Origin of the sequence: Streptomyces sp. NPDC048523, assembly GCF_043199815.1 — a bacterium.
Lineage (GTDB): Bacteria > Actinomycetota > Actinomycetes > Streptomycetales > Streptomycetaceae > Streptomyces.
Genome location: NZ_JBICWQ010000001.1, coordinates 1,603,625 through 1,625,526, shown reverse-complemented (window position 1 = coordinate 1,625,526; position 21,902 = coordinate 1,603,625). Strand labels below are relative to the sequence as shown.

The following is a 21,902-nucleotide window of genomic DNA, read 5'->3' as shown; positions in this document are numbered from 1 at the left end:
TCTCAGATGTTGCGGAAGCGGTTGATGGCGTCGATGTGCTGGGCGCGCTTCTCCTCGTCGCGCACCCCCAGGCCCTCCTCGGGGGACAGGCACAGGACGCCGACCTTGCCCTGGTGGAGATTGCGGTGCACGTCGTAGGCCGCCTGGCCGGTCTCCTCCAGGGAGTACACCTTCGACAGGGTCGGGTGGATCTTCCCCTTCGCGATGAGCCGGTTGGCCTCCCAGGCCTCGCGGTAGTTGGCGAAGTGCGAGCCGATGATCCGCTTCAGGGACATCCACAGGTAGCGGTTGTCGTACTCGTGCATGTAGCCCGAGGTCGAGGCGCAGGTGGTGATGGTGCCGCCCTTGCGGGTGACGAACACGGACGCGCCGAAGGTCTCGCGGCCGGGGTGCTCGAAGACGATGTCGATGTCCTCGCCGCCGGTGAGTTCGCGGATGCGCTTGCCGAAGCGCTTCCACTCCTTGGGGTCCTGGGTGTTCTCGTCCTTCCAGAACTTGTAGCCCTCGGCGTTGCGGTCGATGATCGCGTCGGCGCCCATCGCCCGGCAGATCTCCGCCTTCTGCGGCGAGGACACGACACAGATCGGGTTGGCGCCGCCGGCCAGCGCGAACTGCGTGGCGTAGGAGCCGAGTCCGCCGCTCGCGCCCCAGATCAGGACATTGTCGCCCTGCTTCATCCCGGCGCCGTTGCGGGAGACCAGCTGGCGGTAGGCGGTGGAGTTGACCAGCCCGGGGGCGGCCGCCTCCTCCCACGACAGGTGGTCGGGCTTGGGCATCAGCTGGTTGGACTTGACGAGCGCGATCTCGGCGAGACCGCCGAAGTTGGTCTCGAAGCCCCAGATCCGCTGCTCGGGGTCGAGCATGGTGTCGTTGTGGCCGTCGGAGGACTCCAGCTCCACGCTCAGGCAGTGCGCGACGACCTCGTCACCGGGCTTCCAGGCGTTGACGCCCGGGCCGGTGCGCAGGACGACGCCCGCGAGGTCGGAGCCGATGATGTGGTACGGCAGGTCGTGCCGCTTGGCCAGGTCGTTGGTGCGGCCGTAGCGCTCCAGGAACCCGAAGGTCGACAGCGGCTCGAAGATCGAGGTCCACACCGAGTTGTAGTTGACACTCGATGCCATGACGGCGACGAGCGCCTCGCCCGGGCCCAGTTCGGGCAGGGCCACCTCGTCGAGGTGGATCGACTTGCGCGGGTCCTTGTCGCGGGTCTCCAGACCCGCGAACATCTCCGTCTCGTCCTTGTGCACGGTGATCGCGCGGTACGACTCGGGGAGCGGCATGGCGGCGAAGTCGGCCGGCGTCGAGTCCGGCGACTGGATCGCGTCCAGGATGTCCTTCACGGTCACGGTGTTGCCTCCGGCGAATGGCGTCTTGAGGGGAGACGCTGAGGGTTACGTCGGTGCCGTCGGTTCGGCGGTCATGCTGTTCGGCAGCGCTTTGTGGCGCGGGAGGTTGCCTGTGACGCAGGCGTCCGGGCGGGCAAATCGATGACTTGCTGGGACAGCCGGCGTACGTATGGTCTCTGCACGCCGGCCGCCCGGACTCCCCTCAACGTAAGACACCGCGTGCCACCGTGCAAGGCACTGAGTGCCAGAGATTGCTCTCAGATGAAATCTTTACGTAACAAATGAGCGATGATCGATCAAACCTACCGGCGAGTAGGGTGTTCGTCCCGTTTATGTCATTCCGGCTGTGCCGAGAAGTCACGGAACATGAACTCGGTGTTGTCACCGCGGATGCCGACGCCGCCCGGCTGGTACAGGCCTCCAGGTGAGGCGTCGGTCACGTCCAGCACCTGGTGGCCCGCGAGCTCCAGCGTGATGCGTACCCGGCCGTCCGGGAGATCGGTGGCGGTGGCCACCGCGAGGGTCCAGGCATCCGGCGCGAGCACGGCGGACGCCGTGGCGAGGGTCACGTAGGTGCCCCCGTTGGCCGGGCCGCCGGGCGTCTTGCGCTTCACCACGACCTGCCCGTCCCGCCGGACGACGCTGACCGCGTAGCACTCCTGCTCACTGTGGAAGCGCAGCCACAGATGGACACCGTCGTACGGCTGTGCCGGGGTCCGCGGTGTCGTCACCAGGTCCGTCAGACGCAGCCGCAGGGACAGCCGGGTGTCGCCGAAGTCCCGGCGTCGCGAGGCCAGCCGGAAGACCGCCGAGTCCGTGGCCCGGACGGACTCCGCGTCGGGACGCTCACCGTCGGGGTGTCCCGACCAGCCCGCGCCGTCGAGCCCGAACAGCGAGCCGCTGGTCATGGCCCAGTCGGGGGAGTGGCGTGCGCCGGGGGCGTCGGGGTGCCAGTACGCGAACTCGTTGGTGACCAGGCCCCGTTCGGGAAACTCGGGCCGGAACTCCGAGGATGCGCCGCCCCGGCCTGCGTCGCGCAGCGTCAGTCCGCCCGCGAACGCCGACAGCAGCAGCACGGCGAGCAGGACCCCCGTCAGGAGCCCTGCCCGCCGACGCCGCACGAGCCGCCGGATCACGCCGTACGTCCTCCGTCGACCGCGCAGTCCGCGAACCCGGGCCACGGCTGGACCGGTGACCGCCGGTACACGCCGAGGGCGATGCCGCCGGTGCCGCCCGCTGCGGGCACGGACGTGTGCACCAGCCCGGCGCCCACCGTGACGTCCGTCCGCCGCGCCCCGACCGTCACCCGGACGTCGCGTTCCGCGGCTTCCGGCAGCTTGCGGGAGAGCACGGTACGAGGATGGGCGCCGGGGCCGGACAGGAGCGTGATCCAGCCGCGGGAGAGGCGGACCGTGAGCTGGTCCGGGGCGCCGCGGCGCACCACGACCGAGCTGTGCAGGCCCTCCTCCGACAGCCCCGTCAGCCGGGTGTTCAGCGTGTAGCCGGACCAGTGCGCGGTGTTGCCGGGCCGGTAGGCGGCGAGGGTCCAGCCGCGCGGGCCGATCGGCTGCACGCCACCGGCCCCGATCACCGCCCGCGCCCGGCGGCCGTCCCCGTCGGACCAGCCGGCCGGGCCGTCGAAGGGCCGGGCGGCGGCGGGCGGGCCGGGCAGCGCGGCGGTCTCCACGTGGGCGAACGCGGGCCAGGACGGCCCGGTCTCCCCGCGGGACAGAGCCAGGGCGATCCCGCCGGTGCCGCGCACCCCGCTGCTGTTCGGCACCGTGAACCGGTGGCGGCCGTCCACCACCGCCTCGGTCCGGGCACCGTCCACGGTCAGCCGGACCTCGTGGGAGGGGCCGGGAGTCAGCGCGTGCTCGGCCAGGACACGGTTCCGTGTCCGGCCGCCGACCACCTGGGCGGTGCCGTGGGAGACACGCACCCCGACCGTGGCGTCCCCGCCGACCCGCGCGAACACCGTGGCGCTGCCGCCTCGCGCGGGCAGGGCGGTCAGCCCGGCGGTGACCGAGTAGTGGTCCCAGTCGGCGGCGCCGTACGGAGCGTAGGCACCGTAGACGTAGCGGTCGGAGACCGAGCCCTTCCCGGTGAGCACGTCGGTGCTTCCGAGCGGCTTCCAGCTGATGCCCGTCCAGCGCTCCGGGAAGCGCAGCGGGTCGCCCGACGGAGGCACCGGCGTCCGGGCCGCGACCTGCGCGAGCAGGGCGTCGGGGCTGGTGTCCGCGAAGACCTCGAGACGCTGGTACTCCTGGTGGACCGCCGATCTGCGGGCCGCCGGTTCGGGGGTGAACGTCTTGTCCGTCAGGGCCGCGGCGAAGGTCCGCTCGATCAGGTCCCGCACGTACGACGTCTGCTGCGGATCCGCCGATTCCGAGAACGGATAGGCGAACAGGCTGGGCCGGGGCAGGCCGTGCCGCTCGAAGTCCGCCAGGGAGCTGGTGAAGTCCGCCCTGACCCTGCGCCGGTAGTGGTCCGTACTCTCCAGGCCTCCGGTGGAGGCGAGGTACCTGCGGTGGGCGAGCAGCGAGCCCAGTTCGCCGTGCGGGCCGATCCGGGTGCGGCTGTGCAGGTCGTGGGTGTGGTCCTCGAAGTCCCAGCGGCCCGAGCGGGACATCCGGGCGATCTCCTGCCAGGACAGGTAGTAGGGCCGGTGCCGGCCCACCCTGCCGGTGATGAGGAACGAGACGGCGTTCATGCGGTGCCGCGCGAGAATGCGGTCCCCGTAGGTCCACAGGCCGTGCGTGCCGTCGTCGAAGGTCAGCATCACCGAGCGCGCCGGCACCGGGCCGCCGAGCAGGTAGGAGACGAACTCGTCGGTGGTGAGGGTGTGGTAGCCCGCGGCCTGCAGGGCACTGAGCTGCCGTTCGAACACGGCGGGATCCACGATGTAGCGACTTCCGCTGTGCGGCTTCAGGTCGTGGTAGGTGAGGATCACCGGCGCCGCGCGCTCCGGTAGTCCGGCTCCGACGGCCTTCCAGCGCGCGGTGGTCGCCGCGTCGACCCGCGCGGCCGGCACGCTCACCTGGCGGGTGACGTTGCGCTGCTCGACGTAGACGCGCCAGGCGACCACGAAGGGCACGGTGAGCACCAGTGCGGTCAGGGCGGCCAGCGCGGTGCGCACGCTGCCGCGGCGCAGACGGGCGGTGAGGCGGGACCGCCTCCCGGTCACAGGGCGGTCCACGGCTGCCAGCTCCCCCGGGTCAGCACCAGCAGATACAGGGCGATGACGACGCCCGTGGCCAGCAGCGCGGCCAGCGCGCGCCCGACGGCTCGTACGGCCTTCATGACAGCCTCCTCGACCAGACACCGCGCCGGATGGTCAGCAGCGAGTACGGCAGCAGCCAGGACAGCACCACCGACGACAACAGGCTCATCAGCGGCCGGTACCGCCACCGCGTGGAGCGGGGGTTGTCCGCCTTGAAGGCCAGGCCCCACACCACGCCCTTGAGGAGGACACCCGCCAGATACAGCCCGGTCAGGAACCACAGCCCGTGGTACGGCGCCCAAACCAGGTGGCGCACCGCCATCAGCGGGGCACACAGCACCCACAGGACGTGCCCGTAGAAGAGCACCGCCGGACCGAGTCCGCGCCGCCACATGAAGGTGCCGGTGAAGAACAGATTGCGGATGAAGCTCTTCTTCCAGCGCACCTGCTGCCGCATGAAAGGCCTGAATCGAGCCGGCACGGTCGTCCAGACCTTCGCGGACTGCACATAGCCGATACGCCACGGAAGTTCCGGATGGTTCTGCTCGGTGACGAAAGGGGAATCGGCGTACTGCGCCTTGAGTTTGCGCCCCTTCCATTTCTGGCCCAGGACGTATCCGGTCAGCTGCCGGTCGGTGGCGAAACGGAATTCACCGCCGAGGAAACGGTCGCCGGCCCAGGCGGGGAGGTAGTTCACAATGGCGTCCCGGCGGAACACGGCGAGCGGTCCGGACACGCACGAGACGGACCCGAAGGTCGCCTCCGCGGCCTTGGCGACCCGGAACTGACCCTCGTACCAGACGTCCTGAGCCTTGGACAGCACGCTCTCGTCCGCGTTGAGCGCCCGGGCGTGACCGCTGACCGCGCCCAGTTCCCGGTGCACCGTCAGCGCCCTCACGCACCGCCGAAGCGCGTCGGGGGCGAGTACGCAGTCGGAGTCGGTGAAGGCGAGGACGTCCCCGTCGGCGAGCTCGGCGGCCCGAACCAGGGCGTGCTTCTTGCCGACGTTGCGTTCCAGGTACAGCACCCGCAGGGGCAGTTCGCGCGACAGGCGCCGCAGCACCGCGCGGGTGCCGTCGGTGGAGGCGTCGTCGACCACCACGATCTGCAGGTCCGGGTAGTCGCTCCCGGCCATGGAACGCACACACGCCTCGATGCCGTCCTCCTCGTCCTTGACCGCCACCAGGAAACTCACCCGTGGTCGCACGGGAAGCTCGGGGAACCGGTCCAGGTGGCGCGGGCGCCCGCGCAGCGTCCGCCGGGAGGGATCGTCGTAGCGGCTGTAGGCGATGAACAGCATGGAGACCGTCACCGTCAGGACCAGGAAGCCGTACCCGAGCACCAGGGGGGCCTGGACCAGCCGGGGCGCCTCGTGGGCCAGGATCAGCAGCAGCGGGAGCAGCACGATCACCACGAGCAGGCGGCGCGCGGCGTGCCGTACTCCCGGGTCCATGCGGTCGGTCAGTGCGGTGAGGCGGGCCCGGCCGGGACGCGGCGCGCCGCGCTGACCGGGCACGAACGGGGAGGGCTCGGGCCCGCCGGGGGTGGCGGGCCGCTGGGCCTGGACGCTCATACCACCGCCCGGTGCTTGAAGTCCTGCAGCCGGTAGGTGGTGTCCAGGACCGGGAGGTCGTCCCCGATCCACGACAGGTCCTGCCGCGGGTGCACGCCGTGGACCAGCACCAGGTCCCAGTCCCGCTCGCCGGGCTCCGGCTCGGAGAGCAGCAGCCGTCCGCCCAGGGACACCTGCGGGATGAGCGGATCCGTGTACGCCACTTCGGCGCCGGCCTCGCCGAGGGCGCTCATGATCTCCAGGGACGGTGACTCCCGGAGATCGGCCACCCCCGGTTTGTACGTCACCCCGACCACCAGCACCCGGGCCGTGCGCAGCGGTACGCCCCGGTCGGCGAGGACCTCCCGGGCGCGCTGCACCACCGCGTGCGGCCGGGTGGCGATCGCGGTCATCGCCGTGTCGATCAGCGGCGAGGCGACCCGCTTCTCGCGCAGCTGCCACAGCAGGTAGTGCGGGTCGCAGGGGATGCAGTGCCCGCCCACTCCGGGTCCGGGAAAGAACGGCATGAACCCGTACGGCTTGGTGGCCGCCGCCTGGATGACCTCCAGGGCCTCCAGGCCCAACTCCCCGCAGATGGTGGCGAACTCGTTGGCCAGGGCGATGTTCACCGCGCGGAACGTGTTCTCCAGCAGCTTGGTCATCTCGGCGGCCTCGGGCGAGAGCACCTCGTGCACCTCGGCGCCGGTGCGCCGCAGGACGTCGGCGGCGCGCCGGGTGCACTCGGGACTGACCCCTCCGACCACCCGCGGGGTCGTGCTCTGGGTGTGTTCGGTGCTGCCCGGGTCGATGCGCTCCGGGGCGTAGGCCACGCTCAGGTCCTCGGGCACCCGCAGTCCGCGCTCGGCCAGGGGGTCGAGAAGCAGGTCCCGGGTGGTGCCGACATAGCTGGTCGAGGTCAGCACGAGGGTCTGCCCCGGGACCGCGTGGGCCGCGGCGGTGGCACAGGCACCCGACAGGGCCCGCAGGTCGGGCACCAGGTGGTCGTCGACGGGGGTCGGGACGCAGATCAGGATCGCCTCGGCAGCGCGCAGGGCCATGGGGTCCGTGGTCAGGACGAACCGGTCGGCACCGGGGCCGTCACCGGTGTGGGCGCGCAGTCGGCGGTGGTCGTCGGGGACCAGATCGACGCGGTGGGCGCGGATGGCGTCCAGCCGGGCCGGGTCCACGTCGAGGCCTATGACGGTGAGACCCGATTCCAGCAGGGCGAGAGCCGTGGGCAGCCCGACATAGCCGAGCCCGATGATGCCGACGACGGGTGGCGTGGAAAAGGACAAGGAAATCCCCCCTGAAGAATGCCGCGGGCAGGCGGCACAAAGGATTGCGAGGGCGCGCGCCGAGCCTCATTCCCCTGTTTCCCCGAGGCTTTTCCCGGCGTCCGCGCCAATACCGCAGGCCTCCCCAGGCCGCGGTTTTTCTCCGATGGTCCGACAGCCTGCCATGCCGCCGGACCGCGAGAGGGATTTTCGGTGAAGATCGCCAAGGAGCTGGACCATCCTTGGCGAAGAGTTCGAAGAGAAACATTTCTTCGAACGCGAAAAGGGCCGGTACCGGGGTTTTCCCGGTACCGGCCCTCGATGTCCGCGTGCGTCAGGAATGCTCTTTGAGCGCCTGCTCGATGGTGCGCATGACCTCGTCCAGCGGGGCGTCGGTGCGGGCGACCGCGACCAGGACCTCGCCCTGGGCGGAGAGCGTCGCCGCGGCCGGCTGCGCAGAGGCCGTGGTGCGGCCCGCCCCGATGCCCGTCCCGAAGGTCTTCCGCACGATCGCGAAGGCATGGTCCAGCTGCGCCTCGACGTCCCCCTGCCCGCCGGCCCGCAGCCACCGCCGCAGCACGTGGTTGTGCGCGGTGACCACGGCCGACGCGGCGACCTCCGCCAGCAGGGGATCGTCGTTGGCGTCGTCGTCATGGGCGTGCTCGTCGAAGTGCCCGAGCAGATACCGCGTGAACAGCCGCTCGTAGCGGGCCACCGAGGCGATCTCCGCCTCCCGCAGCGTCGGCACCTCGCGCGTCAGCTTGTAGCGGGCCACCGAGATCTCCGGCCGGGCCGCGTACATCCTCATGACTTCCTTGATGCCGCGGCACACCGTGTCGAGCGGGTGCTCGTGCGCGGGGGCCGCGTTGAGCACGGCCTCCGCCCTGACCAGGGTGTCGTCGTGGTCGGGGAAGATCGCCTCTTCCTTGGAGCGGAAGTGGCGGAAGAAGGTGCGGCGGGCGACACCGGCCGCGGCCGCGATCTCGTCGACGGTCGTCGCCTCGTAGCCCTTGGTGGAGAACAGCTCCATCGCGGCGGCGGCCAGTTCTCGGCGCATCTTGAGCCGCTGGGCGGCCGCGCGGCTGCCTGCGGCACTCTCCGGCACATCGGGCGTGGCTGGTGTACGGGACGACTTGGCGGGCTGGGGCATGACCCGAACGTACTGCATGTGCGCAGGTTGGTGCGCGTGTCCGGGGTTTGTCCCGTGCGGGGCGGGCGGGGAGCCGCCGGGTCCCGTGGGCGGGGGAGGACTGCCCGGATCGAGCAGTCCGCCCCAGTCCTCGCCGCCGGTGAACCAGTCGCCGGCGTGCTCAGCGGCGGGCATATTCGCGGAAGCCACGGCCGGTCTTGCGGCCGAGGCAGCCCGCGGCCACCAGGTGCTCCAGAAGCGGGGCCGGAGCCAGACCCGGGTCGCGGAACTCGCGGTGCAGGACCTTCTCGATGGCGAGCGAGACGTCCAGGCCGACGACGTCCAGGAGTTCGAAGGGGCCCATCGGGTAGCCGCCGCCCAGCTTCATCGCCGCGTCGATGTCGTCGAGGGACGCGTAGTGCTCCTGCACCATCTTGATCGCGTTGTTGAGGTACGGGAAGAGCAGGGCGTTGACGATGAAGCCCGCGCGGTCGCCGCAGTCCACGGCGTGCTTCTTGATCCTGACGCAGACCTCGCGGACCGTCGCGTGGACGTCCTCGGCCGTCAGGACCGTGCGCACGACCTCGACCAGCTTCATCGCCGGCGCCGGGTTGAAGAAGTGCATCCCGATCACGTCCTGCGGACGCGAGGTGGCGCGGGCGCACGCGACGACGGGCAGTGAGGAGGTCGTGGTGGCCAGGACCGCGCCCGGCTTGCAGACCTTGTCCAGCGCCTGGAACAGCTGCTGCTTGATCTCCAGGTCCTCGGCGACGGCCTCGACGGCCAGGTCGACGTCCGCGAAGGACTCGTACGAGCCCGCCGCGGTGATCCGGTCCAGGGTCTGCGCCGCCGCCTCGGCGGTCATCCGGCCCTTGTCGACAGAGCGCGAAAGAGACTTGCCGATACGGGCCTTGGCCGTCTGCGCCTTCTCCTCGCTGCGGGCGGCGAGCACGACCTCGTACCCGGCCTTGGCGAAGACCTCCGCGATACCGGACGCCATGGTCCCGGACCCCGCGACCCCGACGGAGCGGACCTCACGGCCCCCGACCCCCGCCGAGCTCTCCAGCGGTGTCAGCGCGTCCCGCACGACCGTCGCGCTGCCCGGAGCCTCGTACGTGTAGAAGCCGCGTCCCGACTTACGGCCGGTCAGGCCCGCCTCGCTGAGCTGCTTGAGGATCGGGGCGGGGGCGTGCAGCCGGTCCTGGGACTCGGCGTACATGGCCTCCAGGACCGTGCGGGCGGTGTCCACGCCGATCAGGTCGAGCAGGGCGAGGGGACCCATGGGCAGACCGCAGCCGAGCCGCATCGCCGCGTCGATGTCCTCGCGGGAGGCGTACTTCGCCTCGTACATCGCGGCCGCCTGGTTGAGGTAGCCGAACAGCAGCCCGTCGGCGACGAACCCGGGCCGGTCGCCGACCGCGACGGGCTCCTTGCCGAGGTCGAGGGCGAGGTTGGTGACCGCGGTGACGGCCGCCGGGGCGGTGAGCACCGAGGAGACCACCTCGACCAGCTTCATCGCGGGCGCAGGGTTGAAGAAGTGCAGCCCCAGCACCCGCTCCGGGCGGGCCGAGTCGGCGGCCAGCCGGGTCACGGACAGGGCGTTGGTGCCGGTCGCGAGGATCGTCTCGGGGCGCACGATCCCGTCGAGCTCGCGGAAGATCTGGTGCTTGATCTCGTACGACTCCGGAGCCACCTCGATGACGAGGTCGGCGTCGGCCGCCGCCCGCAGGTCGCTGGAGGTGCGGATACGGCCGAGGACACCGGCGCGCTCCTGCTCGGTGAGCCGGCCGCGCTCCACGGCGCGGGCGGTCGCGGTCTCCAGGAGGGCGACGGCCTTGGCGGCCTGCGCCTCGCTGATGTCGATGCCGACGACCTCGCGGCCGGCCCGGGCGAGGACCTCGGCGATGCCGGTGCCCATGGTGCCGAGGCCGATGACGGCGATCGTCCTGAGCGGGGACAGGGAGGGGTCGGACAGGGGAGTGGCCATCGCGGAACTCCAGGAATGAGGGTGACGGCTGGGAGCGCGACCCGGTACGCCGAGAGGCGCACCGGGTGCGTGAAGAGAGCTGCTGCATGCGGGTGTTGCCGGGCTGCGAGCGCACACGCCCGGACCGTCGTCGCAGGCCCTGCACGAGCCCGGAGAACGGTGGAACCGACCGGCCCTGTCCCAGGCCGGGTCGTACTGGTGGTACTCGAGGTACCGAACCGACTGCTCTCGCGGCGGCTGCGTCACCAGGCCACCGCAAGGAGTTCCGCGAGTGGGTAACTCGCTCGTCTGAGCTTAACCGGTGGGTAACGAGCGCGCCAGCCCCCGGATTTGTGATGTACGTCCCGCGCCCCGGGCGGGCCGCCTAACCTCGGGTTCATGGACGAAGAGTTGCGATCGCTCACGGAGCGCTTACGGCAGGAGTCGGGAGCGCCGGCCGCCTTCGGCCGTCTGGTGGCGACCGAGGACCTGGACGAGCTGGCCGCAGTGCTCACCGAACCCGGGCAGCCGTTGTGGGCCCGGGAGCTGGCCGCGTTCCGGCTCGGCCTCGCCGGGGACCGCCGGGCCTTCGAGGCGCTCGTCCTGCTCCTCAACCATCGCGATCCGCCGCGCTGCGCCGCCGCCGCGTACGCCCTAGGCCGGCTCGACGACCCGCGCACCGCCCGCGCGGCCGCCACCCTCGCCACCAACGAACTCCGGGTCGCCTACGCCCTGCACCCGGTCCGGCTGCTGGCCGAGCTGCGTGCCCCCGAGTCCGTCCCGGCCCTCATCACCACGCTGGAGCGCCGGCTGCGCCCGCACGACCCCTACCGTCGCGTGGCGCTCGCCTGCGTGGAGGGCCTCGGCACCCTGGCCGACGCCCGCGCCAGACCCGTACTGAACGAGGCCCTCGCACATCCGGCGCTCGCGGAGGCGGCGGTGCACGCGCTGGCGCGGATTCCGAAGCAGCGGTGAGTCGGTGGGCGGCGGGATAGCGCGTCGGCCGCCGCCGGTGAGCTCCGTACCCGGCAGCGCGCCCGCGTCACGCACCGTGCCGTGCGGCGGTGACGGCCCCGGAACCGCCGGGCGGTCAGGCGCTGAGTGTCCGTGCGTACCGCACCTCCGCCACCGGGACGCCGTCCGCCTCGAAGGGCTCCTCGGTGCCGTCGGCCGCGAAGCCCGCCCGCTCGTAGAAGCGCCGGGCACGACTGTTGTCCTTGAGTACCCACAGGAACATGCGGTCGTGGCCCACGGCCGCGCGGTGGCGCAGGGACTCCAGCAGCAGGGCGTGTCCGATTCCGGCGCCGTAGTGCCGAGGGTTCACGTAGACGGCGTACAACTCGGCGTCCGGGGTGCGGACTTCGCCGTCCCGGTACGGGCCGTGACAGGCCCAGCCCAGGACCTCGCCGGCCCGCTCGGCCACGAGGTTCACCACGCTGCCGTCCCCCTGCCCGAAGCGGGCGCGGTGCCGCTCGGCGTCCCGCGCCACGCTCATCGCGTCGAGGTACGACTGCGGGATCAGGCCCTGGTAAGCGCTCTGCCAGCCGCGGACACGGATCTCGGCCACGCGGTCGCAGTCGGCGAGGGTCATCGGGCGGATGAGGAGTCGGTCGTCGTCCATGGCGGCACCCTAGGCAACTTCAGCCGGCGCCGGCCTCCCGTTATTCGCCGAGCACTGCGAACGCCTCGATCTCCATCAGGAACTCCGGCCGCACCAGCCCGGCCACCCGCACGGCCGAGGCCGCCGGCAGCCGGTCGTCGGGTATGTGCTCGGCACGGGCCGCGCGGATCGCCGGCATATGGGCCATGTCCGTGACGAAGCAGGTGAGTTTGACGACGTCGTCGAAGGTCGCTCCGACGGCGGCCAGGCAGCGGCGGAGGTTCTCGAAGACCTGGCGGGCCTGGGCCGCGGCGTCGCCGTCCCCGACGAGCTTGCCGTCCTCGTCGAGGGCGACCTGGCCCGAGACCGCGACGAAACGGCCGCGGCCCAGCACCACGTGGGAGTACTGGGCCGCGGGGGCGACGCCGTCGGGGGCGGGAATCCTGGTCAGCTCACTCATGCGTCCATGGTGGACCACGGCACTGACAACGCCCGTCCCCGACGGAGCGTCAGGCGCTCAGCCGCGTGAGCCGAGCAGCCTGTGCAGCGCCGCGCCGCGCGAGGACGTCGACGCCGCCTTGGCGGTCAGCGGCTTCGGATCGGGCAGCGCCTGGCAGACCGCGTCGGCCTCGCCGCCGCCACGCGGCACCTTGCCATCGGTCAGATACGCGGCCAGGTACGTGTCCAGGCACTTGCTCCCGCTCAGTGTGATGCCGTGGTTGCCGCCGCCCTCCTCGACGACCAGGCTGGAGTCGGCCAGCAGACGGTGGACCGTCGCACCGCCCTCGTACGGGGTGGCCGCGTCGTTCGTCGCCTGGAAGAGCAGCGCCGGCGGCAGCTTGCCGTTGGCGATGTTCACCGGGCTCAGCGACTTCGTGGGCCAGAACGCACACGGCGCGTTGTACCAGGCGTTGTTCCAGGCCATGAACGGCGCCTTTTCGTACACGGCCCAGTTGTCCTTCTGCCACTGGCGCCAGTCGCGCGGCCAGGAGGCGTCACGGCACTGCACCGAGGTGTAGATGCTGTAGCCGTTGTCCCCGGAGGCGTCGACGGCGGCGAAGTTCTCGTACGCCTCGACCAGCGGGTCGGCCTTCTTGTCGTTCACGTACGCGGCGAACGCCTCGGCCAGGTAGGGCCAGTAGCCGTTGTAGTAGCCGCCGGGGATGAAGGTGTCCTCCAGCTCGGAGGCACCGACCTTGCCGCCCGCCGGCTTCTTGGCGAGCGCCGCCCGCATCGCGTACCACTTGGCCTCGATCCTCTCCGGATCGGTGCCGAGCCTGTACTTGGCGTCGTACTTGGCGATCCAGGCCATCAGCGCCCGGTGCCGGTCGTTGAAGGCGTAATCCTGGGCGAGGTTGTCGTCGTACCAGACGCCGGTCGGGTCCACGATCGAGTCCAGGACCAGGCGGCGCACCTGGTGCGGGAAGAGCTTCGCGTAGACCGCGCCCAGATAGGTGCCGTACGAGTAGCCGAAGTAGTTGATCCTCCTGGCGCCGAGGGCCCGGCGGATGCAGTCCATGTCCCGCACGGCACTGACGGTGTCGATGTACGGCAGCACGCTCGCGTACTTGTGGCCGCAGGCGGCGGCGAAGGACTTGGCGCGCTTGAGGTTGGCCCGCTCGATCGCGGGGGTGCTCGGCACGGAGTTCGGGCGCACCGGGTTGAAGTGGCCCGGCTTGCAGTCGAGGGCGGGCTTGCTCTTGCCCACCCCGCGCGGATCGAAGCCGATGACGTCGTACTGGGCCGCGACCGCCTTGGGCAGGCCGGAGGCGATGAACCCGGCGAAGGTCAGACCGCTGCCGCCGGGGCCGCCGGGGTTGACCAGCAGCGGGCCCTGGTACTTCTTCGCGGTGTGCGGGACGCGGGACAGTGCCAGGGTGATCTGCCGCCCGCGCGGGTTGGCGTGATCGAGCGGCACCTTGAGGGAGGCGCACTGGAGCGTTGGGTAGTCGGCGGTGCCGCACTTCTTCCAAGCGACCTTCGCCGGTGATGGGGTGCTCACGGACGGGCTCGCCTCGGCCGGAAGGGCCGTGAGTGTCCCGGCCAGTACGGCGGTCACGCCGCACAGCACGGCTGCGCGTTTTCTCATGCAGTCCTCCCAGGACGGAGGGTTTCTGGACCGCGAAGGTCACGGTCCACGCCGCATCGTCCCGGAAAGTCCGCCCGGAAGAACCTGTTCTGTCAATAGTTGACCCGATTGGTCAGTCCGATGCGCTCGAACGCTATCAGATCAACGTGAGTTGGACAGGTTCGGACACCGGCTCGACCTCGGGCTCCGGCTCCCGGATCCGCCGGGGCATCCCCGCGCCCGCGGGACCGATGCCGTACTCCTCGGCCAGCTCATGGACCTGACGGGTGATCCGGCGCTGGTACCACTTCGGGGCGTAGGAGCCGTCCGCGTAGAGCCGCTCGTAACGGCGTACCAGATACGGGTGCTCCCGGTTCAGCCAGGCCATGAACCACTCGCGGGCGCCCGGCCGCAGATGCAGCACCAGCGGGGTGACCGACGTGGCGCCCGCGGCGGCGATCGCGCGCACGGTGGCCCGCAGTTGCGCGGGGCTGTCGCTCAGGAACGGGATCACCGGCGCCATCAGCACCCCGCACCCGATGCCGTGCTCGCCCAGTGTCCGTACGACGTCCAGGCGCCGCTCCGGGGCGGGCGTACCCGGCTCGACCGTGCGCCACAGTTCCGGGTCGGTGAAGCCGACCGAGACCGAGATGCCGATGTCCGTCACCGCGGCGGCCTGCTGGAGCAGGTCGAGGTCGCGCAGGATCAGCGTGCCCTTCGTCAGGATCGAGAAGGGGTTCGCCCGGTCGCGCAGGGCGGCGAGGATGCCCGGCATCAGCCGGTAGCGGCCCTCCGCGCGCTGGTAGCAGTCGACGTTGGTGCCCATCGCTATGTGGTCGCCGGTCCAGCGGCGCGAGCCCAGCTGGCGGCGCAGCAGCTCCGGGGCGTTCACCTTGACCACGATCTGCGAGTCGAAGCCGAGACCGGTGTCCAGGTCGAGATAGCTGTGGGTCTTGCGGGCGAAGCAGTACACGCACGCGTGGGAGCAGCCGCGGTAGGGGTTCACCGTCCACTCGAAGGGCATGCGGGAGGCGCCGGGCACCCGGTTGATGATCGAGCGGGCCCGGATCTCGTGGAACGTGATCCCGGCGAACTCGGGTGTGTCGAAGGTACGGCTGACCACCGCGTCGGCGCCGAAGAGAGCGGCGTCGGCCCGTCCGTGTTCCGCGGACTCGGTGAGGTTCTCCCAGCGCATGAGGCCTCCTCGGTAGCACTGCCCTTCGAGTGAAACACTTGTTCGATTTTCTGCGCAACCCCGATTTGGGCGCCCGTGGGCGGGGGTGGTTGGCTTGCTCCCAGCCCGAGAACACCCGAGAACCCGAAGTCCTGGAGGAAGTCGATGGCGCAGGTCGAGGCCACTACGGAGCGGATCGTCGCGGCGGACGCGGAGAAGGTGTTCGACGCCGTCGCCGACTACAGCGGCACGCGCGGGAGGGTGCTCCCCGAGCAGTTCAGCGAGTACGAGGTGCGCGAGGGCGGCGACGGCGAGGGCACCCTCGTCCACTGGAAGCTCCAGGCCACCAGCAAGCGGATCCGTGACTGCCTCCTGGAGGTCACCGAGCCCACCGACGGCGAGCTCGTCGAGAAGGACCGCAACTCCTCCATGGTCACCACCTGGCGGGTCACCCCGGCCGGTGAGGGCAAGTCCCGGGTCGTGGTGACCACCACCTGGCAGGGCGCCGGCGGCATCGGCGGCTTCTTCGAGAAGACCTTCGCCCCCAAGGGCCTCGGCCGGATCTACGACTCCCTGCTCGACCGGCTCGCCGCCGAGGTCGAGAAGTAAGTCCCCAGCACTCGGCGGATGTTGCCCTCGGTCACCGGATCGAGTGGATCTCCGTACGGCCCACCGGCCTGCCGTAACTCGTCGCGCTTGCTCGTAGTTGTCGCCTTATGCGGGAAATGCGTGGCAGGCGCGACGAGGGGAGCGGGACGTGGGCGTGACCACTGCGACGCACGGGGAACGGGTCGAAGCGCCACCGCAGGCCCCCGCCCCGGCCGTCGAACTCGGCCCGCGGCGGGTGCGGTTCGTCTTCTTCGGGCTGATGCTCGCGCTGCTGCTCGCCGCGCTGGAGCAGATGATCGTCGCCACCGCGCTCCCGAGGATCGTCGGTGAACTGCACGGCCTGGACCGGATGTCCTGGGCGATCACCGCCTACCTGCTCACCGCCACCATCGGACTGCCGGTCTACGGCAAGCTCGGCGACCAGCTGGGCCGCAAGGGCGTCTTCCAGTTCGCGATCCTCGTCTTCGTCGCCGGCTCCGCGCTCGCCGGACGGGCCGCGACCATGGACCAGTTGATCGCCTTCCGCGCGGTCCAGGGCGTCGGCGCGGGCGGCCTCATGATCGGGGTGCAGGCGATCATCGCCGACATCGTGCCGCCCCGGCAGCGCGGCCGCTTCATGGGCCTGATCGGCGCCGCCTTCGGACTCGCCTCCGTCGCGGGCCCGCTGCTCGGCGGCTACTTCACCGACCACCTCTCCTGGCGGTGGTGCTTCTACATCAACGTGCCCTTCGGACTGCTCACCCTGGCCGTCGTCACCGCCGTGCTGAAGCTGCCGAAGCCGAAAGTGCGGCCCCGGTTCGACGTTCTCGGCGCGCTGCTGCTCGCCGCGGCGTCCACCTGCCTGGTGCTGCTGACCAGTTGGGGCGGCACCGAGTACCCCTGGGACTCGCGGGTGATCCTCGGCCTCGGGGCCGGAGCGGCGGCCGCCACCGCCCTGTTCCTGGTCGCCGAGCACTTCGCCGCCGAACCCCTCATCCCGCTGCGGCTGTTCAGGGACTCCGTCTTCACCGTCACCGGCCTGGTGGGTCTGGTGATCGGGGTCGCGCTCTTCGGGGCCGCCAGCTATCTGCCGACCTTCCTCCAGATGGTCGACGGGGCGAGCGCCACCGAGTCCGGCCTGCTGATGCTGCCCATGATGGCGGGCATCGTCGGCGCCTCCGTCGTCGCCGGACAGCTCATCAGCCACACCGGGCACTACCGGATCTGGCCGATCCTCGGCAGCGCCCTCGCCGCCGTCGGCATGTGGCTGCTGTCCCGGCTCGAGGTCGACACACCCCGGCTGCACTACAGCGTCTGGATGGCCGTCCTCGGCACCGGGATCGGCATGGTGATGCCGGTGCTGATCCTCGCCGTGCAGAACTCCGTCCGCCCGGCCGACCTCGGCACCGCCACCAGCGCCAACAACTACTTTCGGCAGATCGGCGGCAGCGTCGGAGCGGCGATCTTCGGCACCCTCTTCGCCGACCGGCTCGCGGACTCGCTGCGACACCGGCTCCCCACCGCGCAGGGGCTGCCCGACCCCGAGTCCATCACCCCGCAGCTCGTCCACGCCCTGCCCCCCGCGCTGCGCGACGGCTACATCGGGGCCTACGCCGACGCCATGCCGAGGATCTTCCTCTACCTCGTGCCGGTGCTCGTCCTCGGTCTGCTCATCGCCTTCTTCCTCAAGGAGAAACCGCTGGTGACCCACCCCACCGTCGACACGGACACCGCCCCCGTCCCGCACGCCCGCCCGGCACGCACCGCGGGGGCTCCCGTGTGCGGCACCGTGCGGCACACCGACGGGACCGCCGTCCCCCGGGCCGCTCTCACCCTGATCGACATGGCCGGAGCGCAGATCGGGCGCGGCAGCAGCGGCGAGGACGGGCGGTTCGCGCTGTCGACGCCCGGAGCGGGGTCGTACGTCCTCATCGCCGCCGCGAGCGGCCACCAGCCGCAGGCCGTCTCCGTCATGATCGGCGCGCGCCCCCTCGAACTGGACATCGTCCTCGGCGGCGCCGGACGGCTCACCGGCCGCGTGCTCACCGACGGCACACCCGTGCGGGACGCCACCGTCACCCTCACCGACGCGCACGGACAGGTCGTGGCCACCACCCGCAGCGGACATGACGGCGTCTACGTCATCACCGAACTGGTCGCGGGGGAGTACACCCTCGCCGCCGGCGCGCCCGCGTTCCGCCCCGTCGCGCTCCCCGCCACCGTCCGGGCCTCCCGCGACACCCGTCTGGACGTCGAACTCGCCGGCGGCGCCGTGCTGCGCGGCACCGTGCGGGCCGGTGGCGGACGGTCCGTCGAGGACGCGCGAGTGACACTCCTGGACGTCGCCGGCAATGTGGTGGACACCCTCACGACCGGCCCCGACGGCACCTTCCGCTTCGGCGACCTGTCCGGCGGCGAGTACACCGTCATCGCCGCCGGTTACCCGCCGGTCGCCACCGTCCTCCAGGTGGCCGGAGGGGGCCGCACGGAGCGGGATCTCCAGCTGGGGCACGAGGACTGACGGAGCGTCAGCGCGGGGCGCGCGCCGGGGTGAGCCGGTCCGTCCCAATTCCCGTGTTGCCGCACACCCTGACGGCCCGGCGCCGTACGGTGGAGCAGCCGGCACAGATCTTGCGGAGAGAGGGCCTGGGCCATGGACCGTGGCACCGAGAGGGGCGTACCTCCCAGCCGCGGAGCTGGGAACGGCGTGGCGGACGGACCCGCCGCCGCCGGACGTGTCCCGCTGGCCGTGATCGTGGTGGACCGCGACGGTCTGGTCTCCCATTGGAGCCGGGGCGCGAGCCGGCTGTTCGGCGCCGGCAAGGAAGAGGCCATCGGCCGTGCCGCGGCCGACCTGCTGCCCGTCTCCGGAGCCCTCCCCGAGCAGGACTACGGCATGTACGCCGCCTACGACGGACTCGGACCCGGCCTGGAGTCCTCGCTCGACGGCGGCCTGTCCTATCCGGCCGCCGGCCGCGCCCGTCTCACCGTGCCCGGCGCGGACCGCGTCGACGTCCTGTGGTGGGCCTACCCGCTGGTCGGCCCCGGCCGGGAGCGTCTGCTGGTGCTGGCCGCCGACGCGGGCGGACTCCGCCGGGATCCCGACCCGGACGAGCAGGGAGCGGCCGTCGAGCGGATCGCGCCCGCCTTCGCCCTGCACACCGACCTCCCGGGCGCCGACGAACTCGCCCACCGGCTCCCCGAGATCCTGCCCAGCATGAGCGTCGGTGAAAGCGCCCGCATCGTCGCGCAGATCCTCGAACTGGGCTATCCGGTCCTGGAGTTCAGCCAGAACGACCGGGTGCCCGTCACTCCCGACTGGGGTGTGCCCCGGCGCGCCGAGCGCAGGGCCCGCCGCGAGCGGGCGGCCCGGGCGGCCGCACAGGGCCTGCCCGTGCCGCAGGGCGAACCGGACGAGGGCGAGGACCTCGAGTACGTCGCCGTGCGCGAGAGGCTGGAGTTCCTCAACGAGGTCAGCGGGAAGATCGGCACCTCCCTCGACCTGTCGCGGACCATCGTCGAGGTCAGCAGGGCCGTCGTGCCCCGCTTCACCGACGTCGCCGGCACCTATCTGCGTGAACAGGTCGTCGCCGGCGAGGGCTTCCCCGACGGTGTGCCAGACACCACCACCATGTGGCACCGGGTGGCCCTGGAGCACACCGACGAACCCGGCCGCTGGGACGACGTGGTGCCGGTCGGCGAGGCCATGCCGTTCCCCGCGCACACCCCGTTCTTCCAGTGCATGACCACCGGTGAGCCCGTCCTCGTGCCTCGCATCAGCGAACAGATGGGGCACGCGATCGCCTCGCAGTTCGAGAAGCGGGACATCAGGCCGCTGATCACCGGCCGCTCCATGCTCGTCGTCCCGCTGAAGGCCCGCAATGTGGTCCTCGGGTTCATGATCCTGCTACGGCACCCCGAGCGCGTCGAGTTCAACGACATGGACCGCGTCACCGGCGCCGAACTCGCCGCCCGCGCGGGCCTCGTGCTCGACAACGCGCGCATGTACACCTTCCAGGAGTCCGTCGCCGAGACCCTCCAGGACAGCATGCTGCCGCACATCCCGCCGCGCATGGCGGGCTGTGACATCGCCACCCGCTATCTGCCGGGCACGCTCCTCGGGCGCGTCGGCGGCGACTGGTTCGACTCCGTGAAACTGCCCGGCGCGCGCACGGCCCTGGTCGTCGGCGACGTCATGGGACACGGGCTCAACTCGGCCGCCATGATGGGCCAGTTGCGCACGGCCGTACAGACCATGGCCGCGCTCGACCTGCCGCCGGCCCAGCTGCTGCGCAACCTCGACGACCTCGCCCAGCGCCTCGGCGACACCTACCTCGCGACCTGTCTCTACGCCGTCTACGACCCGATCGCCAGCGAACTCCACCTCGCCAACGCGGGCCACATCCCGCCGGTGATCGTGCGGGCCGCGGACGGGCGCAGCGAGCTGCTCGACCTGCCCACCGGCGCACCCATCGGCGTCGGCGGGGTGCCGTTCGAGGCGGTACGCGTGCGCGTGGAGCCCGGAGACCGGCTGCTGATGTGCACCGACGGGCTGGTGGAGGTGCGGGGCGAGGACATAGGAGTGGGGCTCGCGACGCTCACCGAGTCCGCCGCGCACCCGGCCGCGTCCATGGACGACGCCTGCGACGCGATCATCCGCGCGCTCAACCCGCGCGGGGGGCGCAAGGACGACGTGGCGCTGCTCATGGTCCGGCTGGGCGGCATCGAGCCGGACGACGTGGCCGAGTGGCGGATCCTGCTCGATCCGGCCGAGGTGGGGCGGGCCCGTGCGGTGGTGCGGGAACAGCTTCACGACTGGGGCCTCGCGAAGCTGGCCGACAGCGCGGAGCTCATGGTGAGCGAGCTGGTCACCAACGCCGTACGGCACTCGCACAGCCGGCCTGTCGAACTGCGGCTCGTGCGGGAGGACACCTTGCTGTGCGAGGTGGACGACGACGACCACGAGCTGCCGAACCTGCTGAGCGCGGGACCCGCCGATGAGCGGGGACGAGGACTCAGGGTGGTCAGCACACTGGCCCGGGAGTGGGGGGCGAGCCGTACGAAGGCCGGGAAGACCGTCTGGTTCGAACTGACCCTGCCGCGCCGCTGAGCGGTCCCCACAGGGGGCGTGTCTCTCGAACTGGCAGTGAAGGAATGCGCCGTGCGCTTGTCCGAGTGAGTCCGGCGCGATACACCGTACTGGCCCGTCAAGTGTGACGGGTTTGTGGCACATCCTGGGGAGTTGGGGCATGAGCGTGACTGGTCAATACCGGGAGTCCTGGGAGGGCTTCTGGCGGGAGGCCCCGGGACGGCAGGGGGCCGTGTTCTGGGACGCGGAACCGGTGTTGACCGCCGGAGTCCACCTCGCCCACTTCGAGCCGCTCCTGGTCGATCCGGGACTGCCCCTCGTGGACCTGGGCTGCGGGAACGGCACCCAGAGCCGTTTCCTCGCCGCCCACTTCACCCAGGTCATCGGCGTCGACCTGGCCGTCGCCGCCCTCGACCGCGCCCGCGACGCCGACCCCGAGGGACAGGTGACGTACCGGCTGCTGGACGCCTCCGACAAGAGCGAGCCGGAGAACCTGCACGCCGAACTCGGCGACGTCAACGTCTACATGCGGGGCGTGCTGCACCAGGCCGCGCCCGAGGACCGGCAGCAGCTGGTCGACGGGATCGCCACGCTCGTCGGGGAGCGCGGCCGGGCCTTCCTCGTCGAGCTCTCCGAGGCCGCCAAGGCCGTCCTGGTGGGCCTGGCGCAGAGCCCCGACGGACCGCCCGCCAAGCTGGCACCCGTCTTCGCGCACGGCATCGCACCGGGAGAGGTCGCCGACGAGGCGGTGCCCGTGTACCTCGGGGCGGCCGGGCTGACGATCGTGGCGAGCGGTGAACTGCCGCTCATCACCACCGAGTACCGCTCCGACGGCACCCGGATCGAACTGCCGTCGAAGTGGTGGGCGGTGGGCCGCACCGCCTGAGCGCCCTGCG

Annotated in this window: 16 protein-coding genes; 5 read left to right on the top strand and 11 right to left on the bottom strand. The window is 71.3% G+C overall.

Annotated elements, in window-relative coordinates; all coding sequences use genetic code 11:
* Window positions 1-2: 2 nt before the first annotated feature.
* The 7 genes from ccrA to ACGFWE_RS07370 all read right to left on the bottom strand — a co-directional run bounded on the left by ccrA (window position 3) and on the right by ACGFWE_RS07370 (window position 10,508).
* Complete coding sequence (gene ccrA, locus ACGFWE_RS07400; RefSeq protein WP_352381386.1) at window positions 3-1,346, bottom strand: crotonyl-CoA carboxylase/reductase; 1,344 nt, start codon at window positions 1,344-1,346, stop codon at window positions 3-5.
* A 335-nt stretch (window positions 1,347-1,681) separates the two neighbouring features.
* Entirely contained in the window at window positions 1,682-2,482 is an 801-nt protein-coding gene (locus tag ACGFWE_RS07395) for a hypothetical protein (RefSeq protein ID WP_393598532.1), read from the bottom strand.
* Complete coding sequence (locus tag ACGFWE_RS07390; protein ID WP_393598530.1) at window positions 2,479-4,542, bottom strand: polysaccharide deacetylase family protein; 2,064 nt, start codon at window positions 4,540-4,542, stop codon at window positions 2,479-2,481. The genes ACGFWE_RS07395 and ACGFWE_RS07390 overlap by 4 nt, the downstream gene beginning before the upstream one ends.
* Before the next feature lie 100 nt (window positions 4,543-4,642).
* Window positions 4,643-6,139, bottom strand: a complete 1,497-nt coding sequence (locus tag ACGFWE_RS07385; protein WP_352381378.1) for a glycosyltransferase — start codon at window positions 6,137-6,139, stop codon at window positions 4,643-4,645.
* Window positions 6,136-7,413 (bottom strand): nucleotide sugar dehydrogenase, encoded by a 1,278-nt coding sequence (locus tag ACGFWE_RS07380; protein WP_393598528.1) that lies wholly within the window; start codon window positions 7,411-7,413, stop codon window positions 6,136-6,138. The genes ACGFWE_RS07385 and ACGFWE_RS07380 overlap by 4 nt, the downstream gene beginning before the upstream one ends.
* Before the next feature lie 313 nt (window positions 7,414-7,726).
* Window positions 7,727-8,560: a TetR family transcriptional regulator gene (locus tag ACGFWE_RS07375; RefSeq protein WP_352382513.1), complete on the bottom strand. Its 834-nt coding sequence runs from the start codon at window positions 8,558-8,560 to the stop codon at window positions 7,727-7,729.
* A gap of 142 nt (window positions 8,561-8,702) precedes the next feature.
* Window positions 8,703-10,508, bottom strand: a complete 1,806-nt coding sequence (locus ACGFWE_RS07370) for a 3-hydroxybutyryl-CoA dehydrogenase (protein ID WP_352381374.1) — start codon at window positions 10,506-10,508, stop codon at window positions 8,703-8,705.
* 378 nt (window positions 10,509-10,886) lie between these two features.
* Here ACGFWE_RS07370 and ACGFWE_RS07365 point away from each other — a divergent pair, with 378 nt between their 5' ends.
* Window positions 10,887-11,462, top strand: coding sequence for an adenylosuccinate lyase (locus tag ACGFWE_RS07365; protein ID WP_352381372.1), 576 nt, complete (start codon window positions 10,887-10,889; stop codon window positions 11,460-11,462).
* A 115-nt stretch (window positions 11,463-11,577) separates the two neighbouring features.
* On the opposite strand, the gene ACGFWE_RS07360 is transcribed toward ACGFWE_RS07365, so the two are convergent.
* The 4 genes from ACGFWE_RS07360 to ACGFWE_RS07345 all read right to left on the bottom strand — a co-directional run bounded on the left by ACGFWE_RS07360 (window position 11,578) and on the right by ACGFWE_RS07345 (window position 15,350).
* Complete coding sequence (locus ACGFWE_RS07360; protein WP_393598525.1) at window positions 11,578-12,108, bottom strand: GNAT family N-acetyltransferase; 531 nt, start codon at window positions 12,106-12,108, stop codon at window positions 11,578-11,580.
* 40 nt (window positions 12,109-12,148) lie between these two features.
* The gene (locus ACGFWE_RS07355; RefSeq protein ID WP_393598523.1) at window positions 12,149-12,547 is read right to left on the bottom strand and encodes a RidA family protein; all 399 of its coding nucleotides are present in this window, start codon (window positions 12,545-12,547) and stop codon (window positions 12,149-12,151) included.
* A 57-nt stretch (window positions 12,548-12,604) separates the two neighbouring features.
* Entirely contained in the window at window positions 12,605-14,176 is a 1,572-nt protein-coding gene (locus ACGFWE_RS07350) for an alpha/beta hydrolase (protein WP_393598521.1), read from the bottom strand.
* 136 nt (window positions 14,177-14,312) lie between these two features.
* On the bottom strand, window positions 14,313-15,350 hold the full coding sequence (locus ACGFWE_RS07345; RefSeq protein ID WP_352381365.1) for an Rv2578c family radical SAM protein: 1,038 nt from the start codon (window positions 15,348-15,350) through the stop codon (window positions 14,313-14,315).
* A 144-nt stretch (window positions 15,351-15,494) separates the two neighbouring features.
* On the opposite strand from ACGFWE_RS07345, the gene ACGFWE_RS07340 reads away from it, so the two are divergent.
* The 4 genes from ACGFWE_RS07340 to ACGFWE_RS07325 all read left to right on the top strand — a co-directional run bounded on the left by ACGFWE_RS07340 (window position 15,495) and on the right by ACGFWE_RS07325 (window position 21,892).
* Window positions 15,495-15,938 carry an SRPBCC family protein gene (locus ACGFWE_RS07340; protein ID WP_352381363.1) on the top strand — a complete coding sequence of 148 codons (444 nt, stop codon included), beginning with the start codon at window positions 15,495-15,497 and terminating at the stop codon, window positions 15,936-15,938.
* A 148-nt stretch (window positions 15,939-16,086) separates the two neighbouring features.
* Window positions 16,087-18,438 carry an MFS transporter gene (locus ACGFWE_RS07335; RefSeq protein ID WP_393598519.1) on the top strand — a complete coding sequence of 784 codons (2,352 nt, stop codon included), beginning with the start codon at window positions 16,087-16,089 and terminating at the stop codon, window positions 18,436-18,438.
* 132 nt (window positions 18,439-18,570) lie between these two features.
* The gene (locus tag ACGFWE_RS07330) at window positions 18,571-21,027 is read left to right on the top strand and encodes a SpoIIE family protein phosphatase (RefSeq protein ID WP_393598517.1); all 2,457 of its coding nucleotides are present in this window, start codon (window positions 18,571-18,573) and stop codon (window positions 21,025-21,027) included.
* Between the two features lie 139 nt (window positions 21,028-21,166).
* Window positions 21,167-21,892, top strand: a complete 726-nt coding sequence (locus ACGFWE_RS07325; RefSeq protein WP_393598515.1) for a class I SAM-dependent methyltransferase — start codon at window positions 21,167-21,169, stop codon at window positions 21,890-21,892.
* Window positions 21,893-21,902: the final 10 nt, after the last annotated feature.

Coding starts and splice junctions, on each gene's coding strand:
- ACGFWE_RS07385 (WP_352381378.1), bottom strand. CDS start 6,139: ATGAGCGTCCAGGCCCAGCGGCCCGCCACCCCCGGCGGGCCCGAGCCC.
- ACGFWE_RS07375 (WP_352382513.1), bottom strand. CDS start 8,560: ATGCAGTACGTTCGGGTCATGCCCCAGCCCGCCAAGTCGTCCCGTACA.
- ACGFWE_RS07370 (WP_352381374.1), bottom strand. CDS start 10,508: ATGGCCACTCCCCTGTCCGACCCCTCCCTGTCCCCGCTCAGGACGATC.
- ACGFWE_RS07365 (WP_352381372.1), top strand. CDS start 10,887: ATGGACGAAGAGTTGCGATCGCTCACGGAGCGCTTACGGCAGGAGTCG.
- ACGFWE_RS07360 (WP_393598525.1), bottom strand. CDS start 12,108: ATGGACGACGACCGACTCCTCATCCGCCCGATGACCCTCGCCGACTGC.
- ACGFWE_RS07355 (WP_393598523.1), bottom strand. CDS start 12,547: ATGAGTGAGCTGACCAGGATTCCCGCCCCCGACGGCGTCGCCCCCGCG.
- ACGFWE_RS07350 (WP_393598521.1), bottom strand. CDS start 14,176: ATGAGAAAACGCGCAGCCGTGCTGTGCGGCGTGACCGCCGTACTGGCC.
- ACGFWE_RS07345 (WP_352381365.1), bottom strand. CDS start 15,350: ATGCGCTGGGAGAACCTCACCGAGTCCGCGGAACACGGACGGGCCGAC.
- ACGFWE_RS07340 (WP_352381363.1), top strand. CDS start 15,495: ATGGCGCAGGTCGAGGCCACTACGGAGCGGATCGTCGCGGCGGACGCG.
- ACGFWE_RS07330 (WP_393598517.1), top strand. CDS start 18,571: ATGGACCGTGGCACCGAGAGGGGCGTACCTCCCAGCCGCGGAGCTGGG.
- ACGFWE_RS07325 (WP_393598515.1), top strand. CDS start 21,167: ATGAGCGTGACTGGTCAATACCGGGAGTCCTGGGAGGGCTTCTGGCGG.